Source organism: Vibrio sp. Vb0304, from assembly GCF_033338995.1.
GTDB lineage: Bacteria > Pseudomonadota > Gammaproteobacteria > Enterobacterales > Vibrionaceae > Vibrio > Vibrio alginolyticus.
Genome location: NZ_JAWOTT010000007.1, coordinates 154905 through 180516, shown reverse-complemented (window position 1 = coordinate 180516; position 25612 = coordinate 154905). Strand labels below are relative to the sequence as shown.

Here is a 25612-nt window from a genome sequence, read left to right as displayed (position 1 = left end):
TAACTATGACCGAATATGTTTTGTTGTTGGTCGGCACTGTGCTGGTGAACAACTTTGTACTGGTGAAGTTTTTGGGCCTATGTCCTTTCATGGGTGTGTCCAAAAAACTGGAAACAGCAATAGGTATGGGCTTAGCGACAACTTTTGTGCTAACGCTCGCGTCAGTGTGTGCGTATTTAGTGGAAAGCTACATCCTTCGTCCACTGGGTATTGAGTACCTTCGAACCATGAGTTTTATTTTGGTGATAGCCGTTGTGGTGCAGTTCACCGAAATGGTTGTGCACAAAACCAGCCCGACGCTTTATCGCTTGCTTGGCATTTTCTTACCGCTGATCACAACAAACTGCGCAGTATTGGGCGTGGCACTTCTTAACATTAATGAAAACCATAACTTTATTGAATCGATCATCTACGGCTTCGGCGCCGCTGTTGGTTTCTCATTGGTGTTGATACTTTTTGCATCCATGCGAGAGCGCATAGCCGCCGCCGACGTTCCTGTACCTTTTAAAGGTGCATCAATAGCAATGATTACAGCAGGTTTAATGTCACTCGCCTTTATGGGCTTTACAGGTTTGGTGAAGTAAGCGATGAGTACGATTTTAATTGCGATTATCGCGTTAGCGGTTCTGGCTGCGATTTTCGGCGCGATACTTGGTTTTGCTTCTATTCGCTTTAAAGTTGAAGCGGACCCTATTGTGGATCAAATCGACGCCATTTTACCGCAAACTCAATGCGGTCAATGTGGCTACCCTGGTTGCCGCCCTTATGCTGAAGCAATTGCAAATGGCGACCACATAAACAAATGTCCCCCTGGTGGTCAGGCAACAATCGAAAAGCTCGCCGACTTAATGGGTGTTGAGCCAGAAGAATCTGCGCACGATCTCGACAGCAAAATTCCAACCGTTGCGTTTATTCATGAAGACATGTGTATTGGCTGCACTAAGTGTATTCAGGCGTGTCCGGTGGATGCAATTGTAGGTGGAACAAAAGCGGTCCATACCGTAATCAAAGACGAATGTACGGGCTGTGACTTGTGTGTTGCCCCATGTCCGACTGATTGTATTGAAATGATTCCTGTGGCAACGACCACCGAAAGCTGGAAGTGGCAACTTCACTCCATTCCAGTACTTAACATTACGGATGCTGCCGACAATGCAGCGAACGTGAAAGATTCAATTAAGTAAGGTTTCACATGTTGTCTTTGATTGAACAAATTCGTACAGGCGCGCTTTGGGATTTCCCAGGTGGTGTGCATCCGGCAGAAAATAAAAAGCAGTCCAACAAAACTGAACTCGCTCATGCGGCGATCCCGTCAGAAATTGTATTGCCGCTAAAACAGCACATTGGTAAAGCGGGTAACCTACTGGTTGCCGAAGGTGACTACGTATTAAAAGGTCAGCCATTAACGCAATCGGAGACCGGCTTTACGGTTCCAGTGCATGCTCCAACATCAGGTACGCTCACCGCGATTGAGCCACGAACTGTCGCGCACCCTTCTGGGTTAAGTGAGTTGTGCGCAGTCATCACGCCTGATGGGAAAGATGCATGGTGTGAAAGAAACCCCGTCGCAGATTACCAACAAAAAACCCCTGACGCACTGATTGATATTATTCGTCTCGCTGGTATTTCTGGTATGGGTGGCGCAGGCTTCCCTACTGCAAAAAAAATCCAATCAGGTTTTGCTCGTACCGAGATTCTTATCGTTAATGCAGCAGAGTGCGAGCCATACATCACGTCTGATGACAAGCTCATGCAAGAACATGCCGAAGAGCTTATTCAAGGTATCGAAATTGTCGAACATATCCTGACACCAAAGCTCACGATTATTGGCATTGAAGACAACAAACCAGAAGCAATCAAAGCGCTAGAAGCTGCGGCTATAAACAAAGATATCGTTATTCGCGTTATCCCAACTAAATACCCTTCTGGCGGTGAAAAACAGCTGATCAAAATTTTAACCAATAAAGAGGTGCCAAGTGGCGCGATTCCAGCCGATATTGGTATTTTGGTTCAGAATGTTGGTTCTCTTTACGCTATAAAACGCGCAGTCATCGACGGTGAACCGATGATAAAACGCATCGTGACTCTCACTGGTAAAACCTTCAAACAACCATGCAACGTTTGGGCACTATTAGGGACACCAGTACAAGCACTGTTGGATGAGTTTGGCTATAAAGCAGATAAGAAGTTACAGCGTTTAATTATGGGTGGGCCAATGATGGGCTTTACCCTTCCTCACTCCCAAGTGCCGATTACCAAGACAGCAAACTGTATCCTTGCTCCGACTCGTCGTGAGATCTCTCCGCACCAGTATGAGATGGAATGTATTCGCTGTAGCCAATGTGCCGAAGCATGCCCTGCTTCGCTGCTGCCTCAACAACTGCAATGGCATGCGAAAGCTGAAGAGTATGACAAACTCGAAGAATTAAACTTAAAGGATTGTATCGAGTGCGGCGCTTGTGCGTTTGTATGTCCAAGTGAAATTCCGCTCGTACAGTACTACCGCCAAGCGAAAGCAGAAATTAGAACTAGAACACAAGAAGCGGAAGCTGCAGAGCGAGCAAAACTGCGTTTTGAAGAGAAAAAAGCGCGTATGGAACGCGAAAAAGCAGAACGTGAAAATCGCTTCAAGAAAGCTGCCGATCAACGCCGAAAAGAGATGAAGTCTTCTGGTAGCGATGATGCGATAGCAGCAGCGATCGCACGAGTGAAAGCTCAAAAGACAGAAACCACTGAAAAAGCAGAGCCAGCAGTAAAACCAGCCGTAGCGGCAGCCATTGCCAAAGCGAAGGCTAAACAAGCGGCAGCAGCTAAAGCAGGCTCTAGTGAACCTGATAACTCAGAAATGGCAAAACTGCGCGAAGAACGCAAACGTCTTGCTCGCGAACGTAAAGCGCAAAAAGAACAAGGCGAAACGCCAGACAATAACGCTGATGATAAAAAATCGGCAGTTGCGGCCGCCATCGCCCGAGCTAAAGCGAAAAAAGCACAACAAGAAGATTCAACTGAATCTGTAGAATCGGAAACGTCTGCGCAGCAAGACGGCGATCCGAAAAAAGCCGCGGTTGCTGCTGCCATTGCACGTGCCAAAGCACGTAAAGCGAAGCAAGCAGACTCAACTGAAGCGGAAGAAGCTGACGCACCTGCTGAGCAAACCGACGATCCGAAAAAAGCCGCAGTTGCCGCTGCAATTGCTCGAGCCAAAGCGCGCAAAGCTAAGCAAGCAGACTCAACCGAAGCGGAAGAAGCTGACGCACCTGCCGAGCAAACCGAAGATCCGAAAAAAGCCGCAGTGGCTGCTGCGATTGCACGTGCCAAAGCACGAAAAGCGAAGCAAGCAGACTCAATTGAAGCGGAAGAAGCCGAAGCACCTGCCGAGCAAACCAAAGATCCGAAAAAAGCCGCCGTGGCTGCCGCGATTGCACGTGCCAAAGCACGTAAAGCGAAACAAGCAGACTCAACTGAAGCGGAAGAAGCTAAAGCACCTGCTGAGCAAACCGACGATCCGAAGAAAGCCGCAGTGGCTGCTGCCATTGCACGTGCCAAAGCGCGTAAAGCGAAACAAGCAGACTCAACTGAAGCGGAAGAAGCTGACGCACCTGCCGAGCAAACCGAAGATCCGAAGAAAGCCGCCGTGGCTGCTGCCATCGCTCGAGCCAAAGCGCGCAAAGCGAAGCAAGAAACGCAAACTGAGCCTGTTGAAGACGCAACTTCTGAAGAACCAGAAGTGGATCCGAAAAAAGCCGCGGTTGCCGCAGCAATTGCACGCGCGAAGGCTCGTAAAGCGAAACAAGCAGACTCAACTGAAGCGGAAGAAGCTGAAGCACCTGCCGAGCAAACCGACGATCCGAAAAAAGCCGCCGTGGCTGCTGCTATCGCTCGAGCCAAAGCGCGCAAAGCGAAGCCAGAAACGCAAACAGAGCCTGTTGAAGAAGCAACCTCCGAAGACCCAGAAGTGGATCCGAAGAAAGCCGCGGTTGCCGCAGCAATTGCGCGCGCGAAGGCACGCAAAGCGCAACAAGAAGCTAATAAAAATAATACTGAGGAGAACGAGTAGTGTCGTTTTTTATTGCCAGTTCACCGCATACCCACAGTCGTCGTAGTACGCCAGACTTAATGAAATGGGTGGCACTTTGCGCACTTCCAGGTTTAGTAGCTCAAACCTACTTCTTTGGCTGGGGTACGCTTATTCAGCTGATTTTTGCCATTGCAGTCGCTGTATCCCTTGAAGCCTTAGTCATGATCTGTCGTAAACGCTCACCAATGAGAGCGCTACGTGATAACAGTGCAATAGTTACCGCTTGGTTGTTAGCCGTTGCTATACCACCATGGTCTCCGTGGTGGATTATGGTGATCGGGCTTATTTTTGCGATAGTAATCGCTAAACACCTCTATGGTGGCCTTGGACAAAACTTATTCAACCCTGCAATGGTCGCTTATGTGGTCTTGTTGATCTCTTTCCCAGTACAAATGACGAGTTGGAGTGCACCGACATCACTCATACCTGATCATGTAAATTTTGCAGATACACTCTCTTTAATTTTTACGGGCTATGATTACGACGGCTTATCACTTCAGCAAGTTCGCTCAGGTGTTGACGGTGTGACAATGGCGACACCACTTGATGCATTTAAGACTGGCATTCTTACAGGTGCCACTCCAAGCGAAGTAATGTCGCAGCCGATATTTGATGGCTTAGGTGGTATTGGTTGGCAATGGGTAAACCTTGCTTACCTTCTTGGCGGCATAGTCATGATCAAAAAGCGTATCATCCAATGGTATATTCCAGCAGGTTTCCTTGCGAGTCTGACTCTGTTTAGCCTAGTGTTCACGTTGCTGACGCCAGGGGAAACTGCGTCGCCAATTTTACACTTGTTATCTGGTGCAACCATGCTTGGCGCATTCTTTATTGCAACCGATCCCGTTTCGGCGTCTACCACCGTCAAAGGACGTTTAATCTTCGGTGCGCTTATTGGTGCTTTGGTTTTTATCATTCGCAGTTGGGGCGGTTTCCCAGATGGTGTTGCATTTGCAGTGTTGCTTGCAAATATGTGTGTGCCACTGATCGATTACTACACCAAACCTAGAACTTACGGTCACTGAGGTAAACATGTTAACCGCTATTAGAAAAAATGGTCTGACACTCGCGATATTTGCATGTGCAACAACCGGATTAGTCGCCCTTACTCAGTACCTAACAAAAGACCAAATCAAGGTACAAGAGCAAAAACAATTACTTTCTGTTTTGAATCAAGTCATTCCAGAAAACATGCATGACAACGCACTCACGCAAGCTTGTACAATGGTCACGTCTCCAGATCTGGGGACATTACGTGCGATGCCAGCCTACCTCGCCACGAAGAATGGTGAACCAATAGCAATCGCAATAGAATCTATCGCGCCAGATGGCTACAATGGTGAGATAAAAGTGATTACTGGGATTGATAATCAGGGCAATATTTTGGGGACACGCGTCCTAAACCACCAAGAAACCCCTGGTCTGGGCGATAAAATCGATCTTCGTGTCACCGACTGGATCCTGAGCTTTACAGGAAAACAAGTCACGGAAAACAATTGGAATTCGTGGAAAGTTCGTAAAGATGGCGGCGATTTCGATCAATTTACTGGTGCAACGATCACGCCAAGAGCCGTCGTAAAAGTGGTGCGAAATACCGTAAACTACGTAAACCAATCTCGTGAAGACATTCTTAACCAGCCGTTAGGCTGTGAAGGAGAGCAGTAATGAATGAGAATAAATTACTGATGAAAAACGGTATGTGGAGTAACAACCCCGCTCTCGTACAACTGCTGGGCTTATGTCCACTGCTAGCGGTTTCTTCCACGATAACCAATGCATTAGGTCTTGGTATTGCAACCTTACTCGTGCTAGTTGGATCCAACGTAACAGTTTCTCTTATTCGTAACTATGTGCCAAAAGAGATCCGTATACCTGTATTCGTTATGATCATTGCCTCACTCGTTACCTGCGTTCAGTTGTTAATGAATGCCTATGCGTACGGTTTGTACCTGTCTCTAGGTATCTTTATTCCTCTGATTGTAACGAACTGCATTATTATTGGCCGAGCAGAAGCTTACGCGTCAAAAAATGATGTTGCACCCGCTGCGCTAGATGGTTTGTGGATGGGCCTTGGTATGACGAGCGTCTTGGTTGTTTTAGGTGCCATGCGCGAATTGATTGGTAATGGCACACTATTCGACGGAGCAGACCTTCTCCTAGGAGACTGGGCTTCAGCTCTACGGATTCAAGTTTTCCAATTTGACAATAGCTTCCTGTTAGCGCTTCTCCCACCTGGTGCATTTATCGGTGTTGGGCTGTTGATAGCGCTCAAAAATGTCATAGATAATTCAATTCAGGCACGTCAACCAAAAGAAGAAAAACCAACCATAGAACGTGCTCGCGTCACTAACGCATAACAAGATAAGGCTCTGTCATAGGAGCCTTTTTCATAAACCGCAGAGACGGTATTGGAAGTCAGCAATGAACAAAATAAAAAGAATCGAAATTCTTGAGCGATTACGAGAAAACAATCCGAATCCTCAAACTGAGCTTAACTGGAGCTCCCCTTTTGAGCTGCTAATCGCTGTATTACTATCAGCTCAAGCAACCGATGTAAGCGTCAATAAAGCCACCAACAAGCTTTTCCCTGTAGCGAATACACCTCAAAGCATTCTTGATTTGGGAGTCGATGGCTTAAAAGAATACATAAAGACCATCGGTTTGTTTAACTCAAAGGCAGAAAACACAATCAAGACTTGTAAGATCTTGTTGGAAAAACACAATGGTGAAGTTCCTGAAGATCGTGCCGCGTTAGAAGCGCTACCAGGCGTAGGTCGCAAGACCGCAAACGTCGTGCTCAACACCGCTTTTGGTTGGCCAACTATTGCCGTCGATACGCACATTTATCGCGTGTCGAATCGCACTAAATTTGCGATGGGAAAAACGGTTGATGATGTCGAGCAGAAGCTATTAAAAGTTGTGCCAAAAGAGTTCAAACTCGATGTGCACCACTGGCTCATTCTTCATGGTCGTTATACGTGCGTAGCAAGAAAGCCTCGCTGCGGTAGCTGTATTATCGAAGATTTGTGCGAATATAAAGAGAAAGTATACCCAGATAGCTAATGCTATTTGTAAATCAAAGCTAGGAGCAAAAAATGTCAAACGGTCGAATTCTCCACACTATGCTTCGCGTAGGTGATCTAGACAAATCCATCAAGTTTTACACTGAAGTTATGGGCATGCAGCTGCTTCGTACTAACGAAAATAAAGAGTACGAATACACGCTAGCGTTTCTTGGTTATGGTGACGAATCCCAAGGTGCAGTGATCGAACTGACTTACAACTGGGGTAAAACTGAGTATGACCTAGGTACTGCTTTTGGTCATATCGCCATTGGTGTTGATGATATCTACACAACTTGCGACGCTATCAAAGCGGCGGGCGGTAATGTGACGCGTGAGCCAGGTCCAGTAAAAGGCGGAAGCACGCACATTGCATTCGTAAAAGACCCAGATGGTTATATGATTGAGCTTATTCAAAACAAGCAAGCTTCATCAGGTCTTGAAGGCTAAGCGGCACTTCTAATAATCACTTGTACTGCAAGTTGAACTCCGATTACAGGCAGGTCTGCGATCTGCCTGTCCTTTTATAAACAAAACCCTTTACTTGATAATAGTTATCGTTTAGATTTATCCGCAACTTCGATATGCGGGATTACGATAATGATCAGTGAATGGGAAAAACACACACTTCTAGCCGATACGGCACTTCAACTAGATGACCCTGTTCGCAGCATTCTTCATTACCAGCAAGCCCTAAGCCTGAGTGAAGATATCAGCGAATGTGTGGAAATTGAGGCGGACGAGCGATTATTAATTTCTGTGATTTCTTGTCATAACTTAGCTCAGTTCTGGCGTTGGGCTGGAGATACTGACTATGAACTCAAATACCTTCAACTGGCCTCTGAGAAGGTCTTAACACTTATCCCACAATGCCCAAATAAAGAGTGTGCAAGCTTTATCGACTCGATAGGATGCTGTACTAAGGCGTTGATAGACTTTATGAAGCGTCACCCTAATCCGGCTATTGCCAAACAGGTTGAAAAAATCGATACCGCCACCAATTGCGAAGTCATTGCCAAATTCCGCTTAAACTAACATTCAAATTATACAGCAGGAATCACCGAAACGTGCTTGGCAAAATACCACTAAAATATTATTAACAACGTCAGTAAATCAAAAATGCCGAAGCTTTCAGCTTCGGCGTTTTTATATGCATCACACTTGGGTTCGCCCTAGAGATATCACGACTCGGCGGTTTTTGTCTTTTCCTATTGGCGAACCGTTATCTGCAATAGGACGACGCTTGCCGTACCCTTGCACTTGAATTCGATCTTCCGGTAGCCCTAGAGACTGAAAATAGTCACGAAGTGACTCTGCACGTCGCTCTGATAAACTTTGACTCGCACTTTTACCATCGGTTGAATCTGTGTACGTCGCCACCAGCACGAGATCGATATCTTGATTATGTCGGATATAATCTGCAATTTGTGATAAACGCTTTTTAGAAGCCTTGGTTAACTGATCACCTTGTCTTTCGTAGTGCAAAATCGTAAAAGCAATGTCCTCGAAACTGTATTTCAATAAGTTGGAAATACAGTCGCTAAACGCGTTGTACTTGTTTTGAAACAGTACTGATGACAATGCGACTTCAATTCTCTGATCTCGGCTCTGCCAATCTTGGTAACTAAAAGTCGGATAACGGCCTTTTTCCAGCTCAGACAAAATGCCCCATGCTGTTTGCCCTCCGACATAACCATCAAACTGTTTAAAAAACTTTAAGTTTGTAATTCGATCGGCGTGTTCACCTGGTCGCCAAGGTGGCGGCATAGAAATGAGACTGACGTTACGTGTTTCTCCCATCGGGCGACGCATTTTTAACTCAAAGTCTAAATTGATTTTTTTATTTGCACGAGATGAAAATACCGCATCTCCAAAGCTTGGAATGGGGTGTACAAGCTGACATTCTAATGGTGTATTGACCACCATTTCCCATTGAGATTGCTGTGGAGTTGCAGCATAACGTTTGCCCATCAAAGCGAAGCTGCTTGTGCTAAACAACGAAAATACAACACCACTGGTAATCAGCCATTTCTTCATCTAATACTGTCTCTTAAACGGCAGTCTGTTGCCGTCAATTTGCATCAATAAAATTACTTCAACCGGCATGCAAAAATCTCGCCAATATAGGGTTATCTGTCACACTGCCATTAATGTGAGCCACCGTGTTCCAATCACCTTAACCGCCACTTAGCGTTTTACTTCCTCATGTTTTATCGGTTTACATGATGCAAAGTATGGCGAATAAACGTCTACATAATATGCAATACAAACTTATTGATTGGATGCAAAATAGAATTCCGGTTTTCTCTTAAATTGCGGTTTTTCTCATCGGTATAATCTGCAATAATGCAGCCTTCGTCACACAAAAATAAGCCAACATGACACTAGAAAATGAAGCTCTAACCTTGAAAAAACGCTTTCGTGGTTATTTCCCTGTGGTAGTAGACGTTGAGACCGCTGGTTTCAATGCTCAAACTGATGCACTTTTAGAAATCTGTGCCGTTACGTTGAAAATGGACGAACATGGCGTGTTGCATCCGGCCTCCACCATTCATTTTCATGTGGAGCCATTTGAAGGCGCTAACTTAGAAAAAGAAGCGCTTGAATTCAATGGTATTCGTGACCCTTTCAGCCCTCTTCGTGGTGCTGTTTCTGAGCAAGAGGCGCTAAAGGAAATTTATAAGCTTATTCGCAAAGAACAAAAAGCCGCAGATTGCTCACGTGCAATTATGGTTGCTCATAACGCAGCATTCGACTTGGGTTTTGTAAATGCAGCAAATGAACGCTGTAAACTAAAAAGAGTCCCTTTTCATCCCTTTGCTACTTTTGATACGGCTACATTAAGTGGCCTTGCTTATGGCCAAACAGTTCTCGCTAAAGCATGCAAAACAGCCGGGATGGAATTTGATAACCGTGAAGCACACTCTGCGCTTTACGATACACAAAAAACAGCAGAATTATTCTGCGGTATTGTCAACAAATGGAAGGCCCTCGGCGGTTGGCCGCTTGTCGACGAAGAATAATAAGTAAACACAACATATTAGGAAAAGTATGAATCCTGTCGTTATATCAGTGTGCGTCATGCTCGTGTTAGCATTGATGCGCGTAAACGTGGTGGTTGCCCTCACGTTTAGTGCCATCGTAGGCGGCCTAGTCGCAGGCATGAGCCTTGGGGATACGGTTGCCGCATTTGAAAGTGGTCTAGGTGGCGGTGCAACTATCGCGCTAAGCTACGCCATGTTAGGTACTTTCGCTGTTGCCATCTCGAAATCAGGCATCACGGATCTACTGGCCAAAAGTGTTATCAAGCGCTTAAATGGTAAAGAAAACTCCGCTTCCACTACTGGCTTAAAGTACGCCGTGTTGGTGGCGTTAGTGCTTGTCACGATGTCATCTCAGAACGTAATTCCGGTCCATATCGCCTTTATTCCAATTTTGATTCCACCTCTTTTGGGCGTATTCGCGAAACTTAAGCTCGACCGACGTTTGGTCGCGTGTGTTCTTACCTTCGGTTTGATCACACCTTACATGATCTTACCTGTTGGTTTCGGCGGTATTTTCTTAAACAACATTCTATTAAAGAACCTACATGACAACGGTTTGGAAAACGTGGTTGCAGGCCAAGTCCCAACCGCCATGTTACTGCCAGGTGCAGGCATGCTGTTTGGTCTATTACTGGCTATCTTTGTTAGCTATCGTAAACCGCGTGTCTACAAAGAAACTGAGTTGACAGTCGTTGACGAAACCGATCATGTCATCAATAAAAAGCACATCTTAGTTGCGGCACTTGGTATTGTCGCTGCATTGGGTGTTCAGCTTTACACGGGTTCAATGATTATAGGTGCTCTAGCTGGCTTTATGGTGTTCACTTTCGGCGGCGTTATCGCATGGAAAGAGACGCACGACGTGTTCACTAAAGGTGTACACATGATGGCAATGATTGGCTTCATCATGATCGCAGCGGCAGGTTTTGCAGCAGTAATGAAGCAAACTGGCGGTGTTGAAACACTAGTACAATCGCTATCAACCAGCATCGGTGACAATAAGCCTCTAGCTGCACTACTGATGCTGATCGTTGGTCTATTAGTAACAATGGGCATTGGTTCATCGTTCTCTACGATTCCAATCCTTGCAACTATCTATGTTCCTCTTGCGCTAGCATTCGGTTTCTCGCCGATGGCAACGATTGCACTAGTAGGTACTGCGGCGGCGTTAGGTGATGCAGGCTCTCCAGCTTCTGACTCTACATTAGGCCCTACATCTGGTCTAAATGCAGACGGTCAACATGAGCACATTTGGGAAACAGTCGTTCCAACCTTTATCCATTACAATATCCCTCTAATCATCTTTGGTTGGATTGCAGCAATGGTGCTTTAATACTATTGTTTGGATGGATATACATTTAGTTACGAAAAAGCCGCTCAATGAGCGGCTTTTTGTTATTCATAACTGTGGTTATTGCGCTGGCATATTGTCAATAATACGCTCACGAATCAGCTTCAAGGTTGGTTCTGTCGACAGGTAATCGATGGCAATCGGAAAATAAGCGTCGTTAATTTTAAGAACCAAGCTAGGGTAAGAGCTCACACCTAGGCTCTTTGCAAGGCTCAATTGATCTTCGAACACACCTTCTAAGAAAGAGCCATCCATGTCATTCTTGAATTGCTGAACATTCAAGCCAATTTCTCTCGCTAGTTGCAAGTGAGTGGCTTCTTCATGAGGAGGCATCGCACGTAAGTAATACGCATGCTGAACCGCTTCTAGCATCTGCTCATAAGAGTCTTGAAAGCCGGCTGCAATAACCGCACGACAAGATTGGTAAGTGCTTCTAACTGGCGTACAAAGCTTCCAGAAATCGTAGTTAAACTTAGTGCCTAACTGGCGCTCAATCTGCTTCCAAATACCTTCGAGTTTTTGTTGCATCTCGGGCGGCATCGGTAAATTAGTATCTGGCGCAAGACCACCAACCACATACTCAAACTGAATCACACCTGGCAGTTGCTGTTTTAGTTTATCCAGCGTTGGTTTGTAACCCCAACACCAACTGCACATTGGGTCATGCACGTAGTAAAGCTTTATATCCACTTTAATAATTAAACCTTTAAAATCATTTAGTTAAATCAAACAAAAACATTAAGTGGCGATGAAGTGGCGACACATTTAAATCTAATTGCTTGGTTTAGACTTCGAAGTTAACGAGCTGTCCGGCAAAGAAGCAGGCTTTGGCTCTTCTCATTCACTCCCGACAAAAACAGCAATTTCTTACCGTTAACTTCAAAGTCATTTCAAAATCTCAGAGTAATTATACAGTCTCATAAATTGAAAAACTTATTTATCTTGGCAATTCACCTTCAAGCCTGTCTATACAAGGCTTCGTAAGCTTCACAATTGATCGTCTCTTTCTTCTTTGGATCGTCTTCATTTATGACGAAAAACACACTCACTCCATTATTTTCAAACACTTACCAATCACCACCTGATCTTTCCAGATCATTAAAATTGCAATTTCCTGAAATTCTTTTCAACTTTTGAAATTTCTAAAATGGCTCTAGAAGCGATTCTTAGAGGTCTTTGGGATTCTCGAACCCCGCTATGGCTAAGGCTTCGCTTGATATCTACCGTGTTACGTAGGCAGCTGAATTTCGACATTTAAGAATTGCGAAAAAACCAGATCGAAAACGTCGCAGGTGGGGAGGAGGAGTGCGGATTCCGTCACCTAGAGGTCGCCTTCCGTCACTGTATGATCCTATTTATGGTTTAGTAGCAACGCGCGCATAATAGTTGTAGATGTTCGAGGCAAAAGAAAAGCGCCCTTGATTGGCGCTTGCTTTTATATTGGCTATGGATGGTAGCTATAGTTGTGACAACTCTTTTATGATAAGGATAGTGAAGTACATCATTTCTAAGTATGGCAATATGTCGTTTGGTGTAATGTTCAAGTTTCGGTTACTCCTATAGATAGGTTGATTTATCTATAGGGTTGGTTAATTAGCTGGTGCTTAGTGTAAGACAGGATGTTACGTCACGCTGTAAATCCCTTCCGAACTACCGCCCGTGACGGGGACCTCGGCGTTCTGTGTGATTTCGTCATACACAGCGTTGGCTATAGCTTCTGCCATTTTCCCTGCCATGGCGAATTCACCTGTAAGAACGAACCCTTGTGCTTGCAGTTCGTTCTCTAACTTCTCTTTTAGTGATGCTTTACTCATTGCCATGTTATTTACCTGCCTTAACTGTCGATGATAAATCAGAGTGAGGCTTGCCTGTGTAAGCACAAATGCAGTCACCTTGCACAACACCTTTACCGCCATTCATGGTTATGAGATCAGCGACTTCTATGATTTTCTTTGCTGTAGTGGCTTTGTTATTTGTGATTTCTTCTATTTTGTCTTCCAACACTTTGATGCGTTGGTTTAAACATTCGGTGATGTTGTCTTTGTCGGTCTTACTTTCGAAGTTGCCCGCGTCATCTACCAATTGGTAAACACCTTGGCGTTGTTGGTAACGGCTTTCACCTTGCTTAATCGCTGGCAACTTGAATCCCAATGGCAGCACACAACGAATGAAAGGCTTATCTGGTTGGCCGAACATAAAGCCTATTTCTACAATGCTTCCGATTGCCGGTGGCTCAAGTCTGCCGGCGTATTCACCCACCCCTGGTATTGGAAGTGGTACCGCCTGAAGTGGTGATTTGTCTTTGAACTCCACGCCCTTTTCATCAAGCAGCTGAACGTCCACCGCATAATGCGGGTAAAAGCGATCAGACATGTCGCCCTCTTCAGGCAGCTCAGGTAACGCAACCACCTTACCCCATCGTGGCAAATGCCAGCGTCCGGTCAGTTCTGGAAACAATCGGAAGATGATCCGCTTAATTGCATTTACGTCCATGTCAGCTTCACCTCTGTTCCTTGAAAATCAACGCCCACCAAACGCAGGCCATTGACGATTGCACCCGGTCTTAGCTTAGGGCTCGCAGGTATTTTCACTGACTTGGCCGTAGTGTGCCCCGTCATTAGGCTATCAGGAATAGTCACCGGCTTATCTGCCCAGTAAGAATCCTTCCAAGTGCCCACATAGATTTGGCCGTTACCCTGCTGTTGCCAAAACAGGTCTTCTATACCAAACGCTTGAGACAGCTCGTCCATCACTCGATAGCCATTTCCATCACTATAAAAGCAAGGGATAGATGTTTTGCTGTAGGCCGCTTCCGGTACCACGAACTGCAGTCCGGTTTTGTTGGTCACATCGCTGAGTAACTGCATTAACGTTGGGTGGCGAAGCGTGATATCGAGTGGCTTAAACAACAATGCCGCCAACTCGCGACAAAACAGTTCTGACCACCCTTTTTCTGATGCCTGAACCCGCTCGATGTAACCAAGAAATACCCGCGAGATGCTGTCACCCCACCCGATGTCCACCGCAATGATGGTGTTTACCTTTGGAGAACCTTCAACGGAAATCGAGCAGCGACCAGGTGTATTAACATCAAAAAGAATGCGATGGTTCTTTGCTTTAACCTTTTGACTACCAAGATAGGCTCGGCACACAAACTTATGGTTTGGCTCCATTCCCTCCCCTTATGACAATATTTCGTCTAGTGATTTGAGAAACTTCATGATGCCCGTGAGTTCGACGCTGGTATCCGGTGGAACGTCTTCACTTTGTCCCGTTTCTACCGGAGTGGTCACCCCTTGCACCTGCTGCTGTGTTGCAGGCTTATCTTCCTGCCGCTGTTCAACACGCTCAGGAACGGACAAGTGCTCGACTAACTCGAAGGCCACGTTCCATTGTCGGTTGCTCTCTTGTTCATCGGCTCGGATAGTGCCCTGGAATTTAACCTGGCGAATTTTGAGTGCCGCAGCCGTGTTGTTGCTGATGCGGTAAATCTGGCGGGCACTGTTATCTTGCCCGCCTGCCATGGTGAAAAGATTGCTTAGAGTTTCACTCTTGTTGAATGGGATCACACCACTAACCGACAACACTTTGCCTTTGTTGCCCGTTTCTGCCTGGTCAGTCGACGACGACTGGCCGGACATATCTTGTCCGGCGAGCTGTTGGCGAACGCTAACGCGCAGGTTCTTGAGTGAGATTTGAGTGCCGTTTAGGGTAAGCATTGTTAGTCGACTTCCTAGGCAACTGGCTCAAAACGGCTATCAGAAAGATACCCATTAAACATCATGGAAGGCGTAACACTACCTGTAATCACCACATCTTTTTCAACTAGCACACCTTGAGAACTGCGTAAATAACTCGCGGTGTATCCTGCATCCGTTTTTAAAATGCTACACCCTCTGAGATGATGCGGACCAAACTCTGGCTTTCCGGTACTATCAACGGGTAATGGCATGATTTGGCAATTGTGAAACCAAGCGATACCGTCTGAAGCAAATGAGCCGGAATATTGATCATAAGCCACACATGATCCACCGTGAACTTCCAAGTAATGGGATACCGTAATTTCAACATCAAACATGGTGCACTGGCTAATCAAAATACGGAGCTTGATTCTATCCGCACCAGTATTTCTCTCATTGGTATTTGGAGCATATTGAATCAGCGTTTCTGCACCAGGAGAATTACCCTCGTTATACCTTGGATTACGGTTCGCGTTAAAAATTCGAGAAACAGACCAAACCGCATTGTGCGCCCCATCCGCAGCATTGCCTGCTTCAGCATTCATCTTGACATACAAATCCTTAGGCCCGTTTACGGCAGATATGTAGGCATTAGGGTTTTCTTTTGAGTAGTTGACGTTGTCGATAATGACTCGCGCAGGAAGTCGAGTCCCTGTAGTAATGGCATTATTTGAGAAATCCACACACACAACACCAAACGCCTGATAAGTGAGATGAGAGTCTGGTGCTTCAATCACCACGTCTTTGATGATGATATTTCTTGCCCACTCGACGATATGGCTTGCTCCATAGTCGCCATCACAATGGAACTTAACTATCTGCAATCCAATATCACGCGACATGCTGGCATCAACAATCATTCTCAGGCCTTTGATTTCTATTGACCCCCGCCATTCACTTGCATAGTCAGGACGCAACTGAACCACATCACTAAAACCGTAATCTTTAGAATTAAGCTTGGTAGACTTCCCAAAGAACTTAGAGCAGTTCTTGAGCTTGAGATAACCGCCTCCAGAACCGACCAATATCCCCCATTCTTTAAAATGGGTGTCTTCGGCTAAGAGATCCCAAAGACCGAAGTGCCCATCAAATCGGTTGATTTTACAACTCTTCAACGTCACCCCATTGACGAGGTTCATACCCGCAAAACCATAACCACAATAGGCGTTCAGGTTTTCCAGATATAAGTCCACGACGCCCGTTCCGGAAAGGCCGTAAGTGCCATCTGTCCCATCCAAACGAGTCGGTGCTTCTGCGTTGACGTCGATGAGGCGAACGTCAGCACACATTGAATAGCTCATTGGAGCACGGATATTTTTTTGGTCTGAATTGGTTTTATCTTTGAAACCAATCAGGTGCCAAATCGTATTGTTGCGCGCTATTTCTAAGAAGATATGGCTAGGACTACCATTTTGGTCGAGGAACCCTCCCTTAATGGTAATGTAGCACTGCTCCATATTACGATACTGAACGGTCAGTGATTCAGATTGCGTGTAGTCAAATCGTAAAGGCTTATTCAACTCACCGTTTTTACCCACTCGGTTTGGCTCTCGTTTATTTTCAAACGTAGAGGATGATGGATAACGCTTGATATGAGGCGTATCAGAATCAATGAATATAAAGGCATTGTGGAGTGTAGCCAGTGATGGCAACCAACTTGACGATTCGTAGAACTCACTTTTATCCAGCGGCAAAAGGAAGGTTTCCAGCGGGTTTCCTTCCGCTCGAAATAGGACGGGCATGCTCCATGTCGCCGGGTTACCAACACTTGAATCAATGATGAACTCTGTCATTCCCCAATCCACATTCGTGTTGATAACCACTAAGTGGCTATCGTCAATCAGCGCTTTTCCATCTTCATTTTCCACAGGTACCAGTTTTAGATTCGCGCAGTCATGGCAGTCTTTAATTTGCTTCATTACCGATGTTTGACCGTCTAATACCGCACCAAACTGACGATAATTCAAAGGGCTGCTGACAATTTCAAATTCCCTACCCTTCGAATCGTAGACTAACCCAATGTCGAGATACGACTTACCCGCTTCTTCAAGCTTAACGTTCCCCGTAAAGGTAAATTCTGCTGAACCTTTATCGCCTGGCGAATAGTAGCCTCTGGTGATCACATGTTCACAGTCCAAGCTTCTATCGGTGAATGACGTAAAAGTTGGTAATGACATTGTCATCATTTTCGTGCCACCAATGCCTCGCAAATCACTCACTGTTCCATCAGCCAGCACCTTGGCAATTTTGCACACGAAATGCGGGATATCTTTACCAGTAGATGAGTCGATGTAATCGTCTTTCTCTTCGGCCGTGATGACAAAATCAAACAAGGTAACCTGCTCGCCAGTTGGCGTGCCTTCGCGGTGCGCGTCGATGTAGATGAACGATGGTTTGTTCGGTACCTGAACGCTGCGGTCAAACTCCATGCTGACACGGTTACCCGAAACATAACCGGCACCCGATTTGATGTTGTATGCACTGCCCGAAGGCGTCACCAAGAAACCGTCTTCGATAAACCAGTCTTTGCCGTTCTGGTCGATGATGGATTGCGCTACATCGCTGTCCATCTTCTTCATACGGTCAGTGGCGTTGTATTGCCAGCTGGATGCATCCACCGTGATGTTGGTGATTTCCGCGATGTCTTTATATTCAAGAACGACCGAACGCACTAAGGTATTACCCGCGACACCCGGCTCATCGGCTGTTTTAGGTGTAAGCGCGTGATGGTCAATCGTGACGAGTACTCCATATTCAGAGCAGTATGCGCCTGTCCAGTTGAACTCGAATGGACCAATATCGCTGGTCAAGGTAGTGCTGTAGATCACCGAGTCTGCAGAAAGACGGCCGCGCTGCTCAACCTGCTCTTGGTGAACAATATCGTCAGTCGGTACCACATCATCTGGCTGTGGAAACTCTGGGCGGTTTGGTACGTTGGCGAATATCATCTTGTCGATGATAAGTGGTTTTTCTTCAGCGTTAAGCTGTGCCAACAGTGCTTTACCTGCGGCGGTTAAAATTGACTTGTCAGTGGTATTTGCCATGTTTAGTAATTCCTTAACCCTTCACTGTGGCTTGGTAATATTCGCAGTCGACGTTCAGCACACTTGGAGGCATGCCAACGTTGAGTCGAGTCTTAACGTGAGACGTGTTGTATTGCGCTTCAACATTCTTGCTTCGCGCGGCCAACGGCATTTCGACATAACTGGTGTATTGATAGCGGCGGCAGGTTCTGCCGTATTGTCTGATGACGGTATCAAGCAGCTTGGGAACATTGGTTAAATCGCCATCGCGGATTTTTAGACTGATCACATCCCAATCCACATTGGCTAAACGCTCGTCTTGACCAATGTGCGGATAACCGAGCTTTTCAAACATATCTTCCCAGCCCGCTATCGTGCCTGCGTCACGCGCAAACCCGTAAGCATGAGCCACACGAATTCGAAATAACTCTTCAGGCTCCTGGCCTAAGCGTTCTATCTCACGTTGCCAGGCAAGAATGTTTACCAGTGCTATTGGTGCAGTAAGTGGATCATGCTGCTGCAGTGGCATTTCGAATGCCGCTCTCACGTGTTCCCAGTAGTTGCGCATGGCTCGGGCAAACTTAGCCAGCTCGCCTCTGCCCATCCAGTAACGCAGGTTAATCTCAGGAATTTTCAATCGTCACCCCCAGAGAATTAATGCGCGGTACCGTCAGGTTGTTGATGATGTCGGCGTTATCGAATTCGAGTGATTCAATCTCTGAGAACTGCGCATGCAGCTCCTGCCCTAGCCTTGAGAAACTAAATCGTAGAACCGGATTGGTCACCGTTGGCGAGTAATCGGTGTTCTCACGGAAAGCCGCACCAATGAACTGCTCCACTTTAATTTTCAACGCGTCTCGGTCTTCCATCGTTAGTGAGCGCAGCGGCCACACTCGGCAGACAATATCGTGGGTCGTTTCAGGCATGGCGAGCACTTGCAGATCATCACCATGGCCGTGCTGACCTTCGACACGGATGTATTCATTCAAATCCGCCAACATTTCTGCGGATGGTTCACCAGTGTCTAAAAGGATGAGTGCGTTTGCGGTACCTGGTCCACGCGGGGCGTTATGCTCAAAATAAACATTGTCGTCGTTGATGCCTGCGCGACTGGTGAGCAGTGAACGGTAAGCCGCATCAATGTGCCATCTCGCTACTGCGCTCCACTGGTTACGAATACGTAGGCGGAGTTCGTCATTACTCTCTTTGTCTGCCCCTGCTTCATTCAACCATTCGGCAGGGTTCGTCACTGCGCCAATGCCCGGAATGGCTGTTGGCAAAATGTGGTAATACCCTTCACCTAGGTTGTAAGCCGCGCCCTCGTTCTCTGCCTCGACTTCTGCCATCACCATGGTTTCGTTCTCTGGCATCGTGGTATCAGCAAGCACCTTCACCCGGTAAATCGTGCCGTTAATCGGTTCGGTCTGTACCCACGTATCTTTGGGGATCACCAACGCAGGGCCTTTAGCCGCGGAACGTTGAAAGGCGATCATGCCTTTGGCTTTGGTTGCGCCTTTACGGGTGAGTTTGCATTGCCACGCCAACAAGTCGAGCCATTGGTCAACGGCAGTGGCGACAAACATGTTCGGTAAGACATAGCCAACCAATAAGGTATTGATGAGCCACATCGTGACTTTTACTACCGTGGCTTCAATGAGGCGCCAAAATGGAGAGAACGGCGAGTCGTTTGAGATGATGGAACCTTCTTTGTCCATCTCTTCTTTGAGTACTTTCTTCCACCCTGCTTCATCGGTTGGGATACCGGATTGCTTCACCAGTTCGGAATAGTCTGGTTTTGGAATATCAGTCATTAACGCTCTCCGTTATTCACTATCTCTAATTGCAACTCGCCAAAGTCCATGGTGTCGGCAAATACGTAAATCGTGCCCTCGGTTGGTTCATCCAAACGCACAGTACCTGGTACCAATCGAACGTCTTCTTCAACGAGCAATTCCAGCTTGGTGCGGATATCGGCTTTCTTGGATGGGCTTCGCTCTGCTATTAAATCCACTGCTAAGTTGCTCTCGATGATGGCGTGTTTGATGTCTTGGGCGATCACTGCTCGGTCTTGAATCAATATTGGGTTGCGGCCTGCATCGAGCACCACATCCCCGTTCTCAATCAAAATGTCCTGGTATTTGTAATCCGCCATTAGCCTGCCGCCATTTCTATTTCACTCGCCATGTCTTGCGGGCTGTTCATGTAGGTTGGATAAATCGCCACTCCACCGTAGTTGGTTGAGCTGGTTTGATAGCTGGCAATGTTCTTCGCTGCGCCACCTGGTTGAATTTGTGCACGAGGCGTAGCGCTTTGAACGGACTTCGATTTCACTTGAGTAGCTTCATCATCACCGCCGAAGCCAGGTATCCAATCAATGAGCCCTTTCACTGAGTCCCAAATTCCCGCTAGGCTTTGGGTAATCCAATTGAACACTCCGGAAAAAACTTCCTTAATGGAGTTAGCCATATCACCGATAAAGGCAAATCCACTAGTGTCGGTAAAGCCACTCATTACCCATTGCCACCCCGCCTTGATGAACTCAAACATGGCTCTAAATGGGAGTGTGATTAAAGTGATTGCCCCTTCTAGTACTTGGAACCATGTTGTGTCACCAAACGAAGCTTTCAGGTCATCCCAGTAGAAAATCAGTGCACCAACTGCGGCGATTGCGGCAACTACAGCACCAACAATGAATCCAATGGGGTTCGCCATCATTGCGATGTTTGCCGCTAGCATTGCAACGCGAAGCGCTGCCATTCCTTTGGTTAGCAAAAAGTTCACCCCTGTGAACATCTTCATGGTGAGCATATAAGTCGCCATGGCTTGTTTGCCGACACCCATCATTAAGGTAAAAGCACCACCTGCAGCAGCAGCACCTAAAATCGCCATGGCAGCAAAACCAATGTACTTTGTCAGGTTCGGGAACATCTCTGTCCATTCGATGATTTCTATCGCACCATCGGCCAAGCTCGAAATCACAGGCAAGAGAGAAGGCAACAACGCCGCACCAAAAGCAGTTCGAACAGCAAACACACCTTGTTCAAGTCGCTCCCATTGGTCGGTCATTGCTCCGGCCATGTTAATTGCCGTATTTAAGTTACTGGCATCATTTAGGTCTTTGACGCTTGATTGCAGCTCACCCGTTTTACCTATCAAGTCGGTGATAAGCAGTACGGCTTCATCCGAGCCGAAAGCTTGCTTAATTTGATCAATTTCCAGTGAATCTAAATCACCGAATTGGTTGCGTAGTTTCGACATAATGTCGAACATTGGCAGCATCTTCCCGTTGCTGTCGGTAAACGCCATGCCTAGCTTGTCTTGCGCTTTTACCACACCGCTCATAAAGGCTTTGTAACGAGTTCCCGCTTCACTACCAGTCATAGAACCTTGCAGCAGTCCAAGCACTGCCATTTGCTCCTGAATGGCTACGCCGTGAGTTTTACCTAATGCGCCAACACCTTTAAACGCATCCGACATTCCTTGACCCGTGGTTTTGAACCTCTCGACAGATTTTGCGGTCATACCTGCAACTTGTTCAGCCCAGTTGTCTTTACCAATCCGATCGGCTTGGTCTTTAAAAACCGAGTACATGGTACCCATGTAGTTGGTAATGGTGGCCGTATCTGCTTTAGTCGCAGCGGCTAAAATAGCCGAGCTTCTTGTGACACCCGCCAGTTCATCGCCTGTCATATCCCCCATAGCAGATTTGATATCATACGAAGCCGCCACAAATTCAGTGGCCGACTTACCGTATTCAACCGAAAACTTCATTGCTGTTTGGGTAAGGGTTTTTAGCTGGTCATCGGCAACACCAAGTGATTTCACTTCACCTAATGCCCTGTCCATCTCAATCGCTGGCATCAAGGCTTGTTGCAATGCAAAACCAGCACCCACCATGCCTGCCGCTCCTGCCATCATGGTATGAGTACCCTGACGGTAGGTATTGGTGACATCATTCAAATTGCGTTGAATATTGCCCAGAGGTTTAGAAATCTGGTCAATCAATCCAACTTGAAATCTGAGTGCTTCTGGTAACATCGTGTTCCTTATCAGCTAAACGCCTTGGCAACCCCGTTAGCGGTAGCAGCTTGCATGTTTTCCCAATACTGACGCTCTAACCAAATGGCCCTTGCAAGGTTCTCTTCGCTGTCTGTCTCACCCGGCAACCACTTACGGCGCCAGGTGAGCATTTGTTCGAGCTCGTTGGAGTCCATAGCCCGAACAAGGGCATCTATTTTTTTACTTTGATTTGCAGCTTCGGCGTGTATTCCTTGAGAACTTCACCCACAACCTGAATCGCAGCTCCTGGATTCTCATTCGTCAGTTCACGGAATACTTCTTTGCTTTCTTCTGTAACGGTGTTCATCAGAAAGTTATGCGCAGAGTTCACGATTTCCCCCTGTGCCAACGCGTTCATGTAGTCGTTGTAATCTGCTTCTGTCGGGACAAACGTGATATCTGCATCACCAACCGTTAGTGCAATTTGTTTGCTCATGCTACATCTCTCTCTTTATCTAACTTGGTTTCTAAACGGTCGAATCGTCCGTTTATAGAATCTTTCAAATCATCTACGGCTTCCCGTAGTTCGTGCTTAGTGGCGTACTTTTCGGCGACATCACCGCGCAGTCGCTCAGTGGCTAGCTCATTGGCATGGATACGACGGTCATGGTCTCGGGCGGTGCTTTGCCCTTTATCCGTTCTGCCGAAAACCACATTGATGATGGCGATAAGCAGCGCTATCGTTGCCACAATCGCCGATATCCATGATGAATCCATCGCTATTCCTTCTGTGGAATTTCTTTTAAGCGTTTGCCTTGTAATGCGTTGATGATGTCGTCAACCGTTTCTTGCATCACATCATTGCTAGTTAAGCCTTTTAGGGTTTCTAAGCCCCACACCACTGAGCGTGTGGCGAAACGTTCAAGGATGATTGACCAACTGATTTGAAAGAACAGACCTTTCAGTACTTCCAACAATGTCTTGCCAACGATTCCAGTTAAGAAATTCATGCTGCTTCTCCGATTAGGGATTGATATGCCTGTAGGTAATCTTCTGCTGTTGCTTTACCTGCGCTTGTGTTCCAGTACTTCTTCGCGTACCGAGCCAAACCTTCTAGGTCATCGTCATCTGGCAAGGCTTCTGGGAACCGAATTAAATTGAGTCGTGCGGTTGCCACTGCGAACTCGGGTGAAATCACCATGTAACGAGGGTCTAAGTGCTCAACGGGGCAAAACATCGACAGTGCATCCAACAAGTGAGGGCGACTGTTACCTAACCACTCGACAAGCCAGTTGAAGGTGGCTGGCTCCATTTGGGTAAAGCCCAATGCAGGACCACGTACTTGTTTTGAGTAAGTAAACTTTCCAGACTCATGGGCAATAATCATCAGGATCAGATTAATGGCCGCTTGAGTGTTCATTGTTCCTCTACCACCGGATGCCATATCTAAGTGGTCAAGGACTGGCTTCATGATTTTCTCAACAAAGAGCTTTGCTAAATTCATCGGTTCATTCGCTCCAATTCGCTTTGACACTGGGTGCAGTAGATGCAACCTGGTACTTTTTGGCGGCGTTTTTCTGGGATTGGGTCGCCACATTCGCCGCATTCATGTGCGCTTTCCCGTTCTTCAATTCGCTTAGCCCTTGCCAGTTGGTTGGCAAGCGCCACTTCTGTGAATTGGGTTTCAAGACCGCAGGCATGGTCGATAACATCTGCCATCATGCCTCCTTGTTATTGAACCAAGTCTTCGGTTTCATCCGGACGCAGGTACGGCACACCGTTGATGCTGACAAAGTCTGGGCTTGTCACCTCGAACGGCAGCTTGTGAACTAATGCACTACCGCCATTCGAATCGGCATCAAGTAGGTCAGAGATTTTGATACGACATCCGAAAGCTTCAATTTTGAGCTCATCTTTATCAATCTTGCCGTAGAACAGCGCGTCAAAATCAGGCATTCCACGCCAAGAGCCGGCTTGTTTCGCTGCTTTGCTTAGCAGGTTAAATTGCTGCGTGGTCAGCTCCATTTCACCACTAGCCTCAACATCTCCGTCGACGTAACCATCTGGCACACCAGAGGTTTTATTAACAGCGGAATTATCGGTAATGGATAACGAGACTTTTTGTGCTTTGAGCTTGTAGTCACCCAAAGAGAAATGCATGTTCTTGCCAGAAATTCTCATGGATTACGCCTCCAAATCTGCAGGGTTAGTAAGATCAAGCGCGATGTTGACCACGATGTGTTTCGGGCAGTTATGAGGACGAACCATCAAACCGATCGACACTTTGGTTTTGGTTACCCACTGAATGGTGACGTCACCATCTTCTGGCGGCATGATTTCGCCAGGGAAGGTAATGCCGCCAACTTCTGTCGTTTTCGACATATCACGCATATCTTTGCGAAAGTAAGTGCGGTTCAGCTCAATGCTTGCAGGCGTTGAGTTAAGAATGCGGTCGGCAATACGTCGAATCGCTTTGATACGCACACGGCGGTTAAGCTTGTGCACCGGGCGAACGTATTCGAGGTACTGATAATCACCGCCTTTGGCTTCCAATGTGGTTGCGTCCGACCAGTACACCCCTTCTAAATCGGCGTACCATTGCGGCAGTGAGTAACGTGCGTCGGCTAGCGTTGCGATGGTGCTCATCTCTAATGCTTTGCCTGCGCTGTCCGTTGGCATGTCACCCAAGCTCAATACTGAGCCTGTTGCGACACGCATTGGGCTGTCTGCTACCGTGACGTTTCGATCACATAAACGACCAGCCAGTACACCCACGTTATTGCCGTTAAGCTGAGGAACGGGCGTCACGAGGTTTGCAGAAACATCTTTCACCAGGTCAAGCATGGCGGTTTCGTACTCTGCCCACGTTTGGCCTGTATCAGAGGTTAAATCAATGCCCGCACAAGCGGCGAGGAAGAACACCCAACGACCAAGTTTGCTGGTCAGCTCGGTTGCTTTCGACTGCATGTCATCAAACTGAGTTTTGACCGTGACTGGGTCACAAATGGCAATGCCTTCGAATGAGTCAGTCCGGTTCGCCAGATCAACAGCGTCTTGCCACGTATCGTCTGCACCTAAGCCGACAATCGCACCCGTCCAGTTTTGTTTGCCGTTAAGTTGGGCGGCTTTCACGTTCAGACCAAGCGCATCATCGGCAACAACTTCGTCAAGGTTGGTCATGTTATTAATGCGGGTCACTTTGCCTTGCAGTTCTGCCTTGTCAGTACGCCCGATGAAAAGCACGTGACGTTCTATCTCAGGGATACCGCCTTGTGCCAAATTGAGATTGTTAACCTCTACCTTTCCGGTTGCCAT

At 46.8% G+C, this 25612-nt stretch carries 30 protein-coding genes; 11 read left to right on the top strand and 19 right to left on the bottom strand.

Annotation, left to right across the window (positions count from 1 at the left end; all coding sequences use genetic code 11):
* Positions 1 to 5: 5 nt before the first annotated feature.
* The 9 genes from rsxA to R7P35_RS11970 all read left to right on the top strand — a co-directional run bounded on the left by rsxA (position 6) and on the right by R7P35_RS11970 (position 8175).
* Entirely contained in the window at positions 6 to 584 is a 579-nt protein-coding gene (rsxA, locus tag R7P35_RS12010) for an electron transport complex subunit RsxA (RefSeq protein ID WP_005380762.1), read from the top strand.
* A 3-nt stretch (positions 585 to 587) separates the two neighbouring features.
* A complete protein-coding gene (gene rsxB, locus R7P35_RS12005) occupies positions 588 to 1184 on the top strand; it encodes an electron transport complex subunit RsxB (RefSeq protein ID WP_005380760.1) in 597 nt (198 codons plus the stop codon).
* Between the two features lie 8 nt (positions 1185 to 1192).
* Positions 1193 to 4057, top strand: a complete 2865-nt coding sequence (gene rsxC, locus R7P35_RS12000) for an electron transport complex subunit RsxC (protein WP_213904876.1) — start codon at positions 1193 to 1195, stop codon at positions 4055 to 4057.
* Entirely contained in the window at positions 4057 to 5103 is a 1047-nt protein-coding gene (gene rsxD, locus R7P35_RS11995) for an electron transport complex subunit RsxD (protein ID WP_005380749.1), read from the top strand. The genes rsxC and rsxD overlap by 1 nt, the downstream gene beginning before the upstream one ends.
* Before the next feature lie 7 nt (positions 5104 to 5110).
* The gene (gene rsxG / locus R7P35_RS11990) at positions 5111 to 5743 is read left to right on the top strand and encodes an electron transport complex subunit RsxG (RefSeq protein WP_205461160.1); all 633 of its coding nucleotides are present in this window, start codon (positions 5111 to 5113) and stop codon (positions 5741 to 5743) included.
* Positions 5743 to 6435, top strand: a complete 693-nt coding sequence (locus R7P35_RS11985; RefSeq protein WP_005380745.1) for an electron transport complex subunit E — start codon at positions 5743 to 5745, stop codon at positions 6433 to 6435. Before rsxG ends, R7P35_RS11985 begins: the two co-directional genes overlap by 1 nt.
* A 64-nt stretch (positions 6436 to 6499) precedes the next feature.
* A complete protein-coding gene (nth, locus tag R7P35_RS11980) occupies positions 6500 to 7141 on the top strand; it encodes an endonuclease III (RefSeq protein WP_318092160.1) in 642 nt (213 codons plus the stop codon).
* Positions 7142 to 7173: 32 nt separating this feature from the next.
* Positions 7174 to 7590: a lactoylglutathione lyase gene (gene gloA / locus R7P35_RS11975; RefSeq protein WP_017635317.1), complete on the top strand. Its 417-nt coding sequence runs from the start codon at positions 7174 to 7176 to the stop codon at positions 7588 to 7590.
* Positions 7591 to 7740: 150 nt separating this feature from the next.
* A complete protein-coding gene (locus R7P35_RS11970) occupies positions 7741 to 8175 on the top strand; it encodes a DUF2753 domain-containing protein (RefSeq protein WP_005384886.1) in 435 nt (144 codons plus the stop codon).
* A gap of 120 nt (positions 8176 to 8295) precedes the next feature.
* On the opposite strand, the gene motY is transcribed toward R7P35_RS11970, so the two are convergent.
* On the bottom strand, positions 8296 to 9177 hold the full coding sequence (gene motY / locus R7P35_RS11965) for a flagellar protein MotY (RefSeq protein ID WP_005384887.1): 882 nt from the start codon (positions 9175 to 9177) through the stop codon (positions 8296 to 8298).
* A gap of 341 nt (positions 9178 to 9518) precedes the next feature.
* Here motY and rnt point away from each other — a divergent pair, with 341 nt between their 5' ends.
* Together rnt and R7P35_RS11955 are read left to right on the top strand one after the other, a co-directional pair.
* Positions 9519 to 10163 (top strand): ribonuclease T, encoded by a 645-nt coding sequence (gene rnt / locus R7P35_RS11960; RefSeq protein WP_005384888.1) that lies wholly within the window; start codon positions 9519 to 9521, stop codon positions 10161 to 10163.
* 28 nt (positions 10164 to 10191) lie between these two features.
* Positions 10192 to 11517, top strand: coding sequence for a Na+/H+ antiporter family protein (locus R7P35_RS11955; RefSeq protein WP_025767202.1), 1326 nt, complete (start codon positions 10192 to 10194; stop codon positions 11515 to 11517).
* 78 nt (positions 11518 to 11595) lie between these two features.
* Here the strand turns inward: R7P35_RS11955 and R7P35_RS11950 are convergent, their stop codons facing one another.
* From R7P35_RS11950 to R7P35_RS11865, 18 genes are all read right to left on the bottom strand, one after another.
* Entirely contained in the window at positions 11596 to 12225 is a 630-nt protein-coding gene (locus R7P35_RS11950; protein WP_137282276.1) for a DsbA family protein, read from the bottom strand.
* A 932-nt stretch (positions 12226 to 13157) separates the two neighbouring features.
* Complete coding sequence (locus R7P35_RS11945) at positions 13158 to 13355, bottom strand: hypothetical protein (protein ID WP_318092158.1); 198 nt, start codon at positions 13353 to 13355, stop codon at positions 13158 to 13160.
* A 1-nt stretch (position 13356) separates the two neighbouring features.
* Positions 13357 to 14028, bottom strand: coding sequence for a hypothetical protein (locus R7P35_RS11940; protein ID WP_318092156.1), 672 nt, complete (start codon positions 14026 to 14028; stop codon positions 13357 to 13359).
* Positions 14019 to 14708: a hypothetical protein gene (locus R7P35_RS11935; protein WP_062851520.1), complete on the bottom strand. Its 690-nt coding sequence runs from the start codon at positions 14706 to 14708 to the stop codon at positions 14019 to 14021. The genes R7P35_RS11940 and R7P35_RS11935 overlap by 10 nt, the downstream gene beginning before the upstream one ends.
* A gap of 9 nt (positions 14709 to 14717) precedes the next feature.
* Positions 14718 to 15254: an adenine glycosylase gene (locus R7P35_RS11930; protein ID WP_318092153.1), complete on the bottom strand. Its 537-nt coding sequence runs from the start codon at positions 15252 to 15254 to the stop codon at positions 14718 to 14720.
* 14 nt (positions 15255 to 15268) lie between these two features.
* Positions 15269 to 18319: a phage tail protein gene (locus R7P35_RS11925; RefSeq protein ID WP_318092151.1), complete on the bottom strand. Its 3051-nt coding sequence runs from the start codon at positions 18317 to 18319 to the stop codon at positions 15269 to 15271.
* A 13-nt stretch (positions 18320 to 18332) separates the two neighbouring features.
* Positions 18333 to 18935, bottom strand: a complete 603-nt coding sequence (locus tag R7P35_RS11920; RefSeq protein ID WP_318092149.1) for a phage tail protein — start codon at positions 18933 to 18935, stop codon at positions 18333 to 18335.
* Positions 18922 to 20109 carry a baseplate J/gp47 family protein gene (locus tag R7P35_RS11915; protein WP_318092147.1) on the bottom strand — a complete coding sequence of 396 codons (1188 nt, stop codon included), beginning with the start codon at positions 20107 to 20109 and terminating at the stop codon, positions 18922 to 18924. Before R7P35_RS11915 ends, R7P35_RS11920 begins: the two co-directional genes overlap by 14 nt.
* Positions 20109 to 20450 carry a DUF2590 family protein gene (locus R7P35_RS11910; RefSeq protein WP_025589745.1) on the bottom strand — a complete coding sequence of 114 codons (342 nt, stop codon included), beginning with the start codon at positions 20448 to 20450 and terminating at the stop codon, positions 20109 to 20111. Before R7P35_RS11910 ends, R7P35_RS11915 begins: the two co-directional genes overlap by 1 nt.
* On the bottom strand, positions 20450 to 22336 hold the full coding sequence (locus R7P35_RS11905; protein WP_318092145.1) for a phage tail tape measure protein: 1887 nt from the start codon (positions 22334 to 22336) through the stop codon (positions 20450 to 20452). The genes R7P35_RS11910 and R7P35_RS11905 overlap by 1 nt, the downstream gene beginning before the upstream one ends.
* A gap of 11 nt (positions 22337 to 22347) precedes the next feature.
* Positions 22348 to 22488, bottom strand: a complete 141-nt coding sequence (locus R7P35_RS11900; protein WP_162836293.1) for a DUF6890 family protein — start codon at positions 22486 to 22488, stop codon at positions 22348 to 22350.
* 41 nt (positions 22489 to 22529) lie between these two features.
* The gene (locus tag R7P35_RS11895) at positions 22530 to 22793 is read right to left on the bottom strand and encodes a putative phage tail assembly chaperone (RefSeq protein ID WP_031429742.1); all 264 of its coding nucleotides are present in this window, start codon (positions 22791 to 22793) and stop codon (positions 22530 to 22532) included.
* Complete coding sequence (locus tag R7P35_RS11890) at positions 22790 to 23074, bottom strand: hypothetical protein (protein ID WP_045607483.1); 285 nt, start codon at positions 23072 to 23074, stop codon at positions 22790 to 22792. Before R7P35_RS11890 ends, R7P35_RS11895 begins: the two co-directional genes overlap by 4 nt.
* A gap of 2 nt (positions 23075 to 23076) precedes the next feature.
* Entirely contained in the window at positions 23077 to 23307 is a 231-nt protein-coding gene (locus tag R7P35_RS11885; protein WP_031429740.1) for a hypothetical protein, read from the bottom strand.
* Complete coding sequence (locus R7P35_RS11880) at positions 23304 to 23801, bottom strand: hypothetical protein (protein ID WP_318092138.1); 498 nt, start codon at positions 23799 to 23801, stop codon at positions 23304 to 23306. Before R7P35_RS11880 ends, R7P35_RS11885 begins: the two co-directional genes overlap by 4 nt.
* The gene (locus R7P35_RS11875) at positions 23798 to 24016 is read right to left on the bottom strand and encodes a TraR/DksA C4-type zinc finger protein (RefSeq protein WP_086458833.1); all 219 of its coding nucleotides are present in this window, start codon (positions 24014 to 24016) and stop codon (positions 23798 to 23800) included. Before R7P35_RS11875 ends, R7P35_RS11880 begins: the two co-directional genes overlap by 4 nt.
* 12 nt (positions 24017 to 24028) lie before the next feature.
* The gene (locus R7P35_RS11870) at positions 24029 to 24478 is read right to left on the bottom strand and encodes a phage protein (protein WP_025605246.1); all 450 of its coding nucleotides are present in this window, start codon (positions 24476 to 24478) and stop codon (positions 24029 to 24031) included.
* Between the two features lie 3 nt (positions 24479 to 24481).
* Entirely contained in the window at positions 24482 to 25612 is a 1131-nt protein-coding gene (locus R7P35_RS11865) for a DUF2586 domain-containing protein (RefSeq protein ID WP_318092136.1), read from the bottom strand.

Coding starts and splice junctions, on each gene's coding strand:
- rsxA (WP_005380762.1), top strand. CDS start 6: ATGACCGAATATGTTTTGTTGTTGGTCGGCACTGTGCTGGTGAACAAC.
- rsxB (WP_005380760.1), top strand. CDS start 588: ATGAGTACGATTTTAATTGCGATTATCGCGTTAGCGGTTCTGGCTGCG.
- rsxC (WP_213904876.1), top strand. CDS start 1,193: ATGTTGTCTTTGATTGAACAAATTCGTACAGGCGCGCTTTGGGATTTC.
- rsxG (WP_205461160.1), top strand. CDS start 5,111: ATGTTAACCGCTATTAGAAAAAATGGTCTGACACTCGCGATATTTGCA.
- R7P35_RS11985 (WP_005380745.1), top strand. CDS start 5,743: ATGAATGAGAATAAATTACTGATGAAAAACGGTATGTGGAGTAACAAC.
- nth (WP_318092160.1), top strand. CDS start 6,500: ATGAACAAAATAAAAAGAATCGAAATTCTTGAGCGATTACGAGAAAAC.
- gloA (WP_017635317.1), top strand. CDS start 7,174: ATGTCAAACGGTCGAATTCTCCACACTATGCTTCGCGTAGGTGATCTA.
- R7P35_RS11970 (WP_005384886.1), top strand. CDS start 7,741: ATGATCAGTGAATGGGAAAAACACACACTTCTAGCCGATACGGCACTT.
- motY (WP_005384887.1), bottom strand. CDS start 9,177: ATGAAGAAATGGCTGATTACCAGTGGTGTTGTATTTTCGTTGTTTAGC.
- rnt (WP_005384888.1), top strand. CDS start 9,519: ATGACACTAGAAAATGAAGCTCTAACCTTGAAAAAACGCTTTCGTGGT.
- R7P35_RS11955 (WP_025767202.1), top strand. CDS start 10,192: ATGAATCCTGTCGTTATATCAGTGTGCGTCATGCTCGTGTTAGCATTG.
- R7P35_RS11945 (WP_318092158.1), bottom strand. CDS start 13,355: ATGGCAATGAGTAAAGCATCACTAAAAGAGAAGTTAGAGAACGAACTG.
- R7P35_RS11940 (WP_318092156.1), bottom strand. CDS start 14,028: ATGGACGTAAATGCAATTAAGCGGATCATCTTCCGATTGTTTCCAGAA.
- R7P35_RS11935 (WP_062851520.1), bottom strand. CDS start 14,708: ATGGAGCCAAACCATAAGTTTGTGTGCCGAGCCTATCTTGGTAGTCAA.
- R7P35_RS11930 (WP_318092153.1), bottom strand. CDS start 15,254: ATGCTTACCCTAAACGGCACTCAAATCTCACTCAAGAACCTGCGCGTT.
- R7P35_RS11925 (WP_318092151.1), bottom strand. CDS start 18,319: ATGGCAAATACCACTGACAAGTCAATTTTAACCGCCGCAGGTAAAGCA.
- R7P35_RS11915 (WP_318092147.1), bottom strand. CDS start 20,109: ATGACTGATATTCCAAAACCAGACTATTCCGAACTGGTGAAGCAATCC.
- R7P35_RS11910 (WP_025589745.1), bottom strand. CDS start 20,450: ATGGCGGATTACAAATACCAGGACATTTTGATTGAGAACGGGGATGTG.
- R7P35_RS11905 (WP_318092145.1), bottom strand. CDS start 22,336: ATGTTACCAGAAGCACTCAGATTTCAAGTTGGATTGATTGACCAGATT.
- R7P35_RS11900 (WP_162836293.1), bottom strand. CDS start 22,488: ATGCTCACCTGGCGCCGTAAGTGGTTGCCGGGTGAGACAGACAGCGAA.
- R7P35_RS11895 (WP_031429742.1), bottom strand. CDS start 22,793: ATGAGCAAACAAATTGCACTAACGGTTGGTGATGCAGATATCACGTTT.
- R7P35_RS11890 (WP_045607483.1), bottom strand. CDS start 23,074: ATGGATTCATCATGGATATCGGCGATTGTGGCAACGATAGCGCTGCTT.
- R7P35_RS11885 (WP_031429740.1), bottom strand. CDS start 23,307: ATGAATTTCTTAACTGGAATCGTTGGCAAGACATTGTTGGAAGTACTG.
- R7P35_RS11880 (WP_318092138.1), bottom strand. CDS start 23,801: ATGAATTTAGCAAAGCTCTTTGTTGAGAAAATCATGAAGCCAGTCCTT.
- R7P35_RS11875 (WP_086458833.1), bottom strand. CDS start 24,016: ATGGCAGATGTTATCGACCATGCCTGCGGTCTTGAAACCCAATTCACA.
- R7P35_RS11870 (WP_025605246.1), bottom strand. CDS start 24,478: ATGAGAATTTCTGGCAAGAACATGCATTTCTCTTTGGGTGACTACAAG.
- R7P35_RS11865 (WP_318092136.1), bottom strand. CDS start 25,612: ATGGCAACCGGAAAGGTAGAGGTTAACAATCTCAATTTGGCACAAGGC.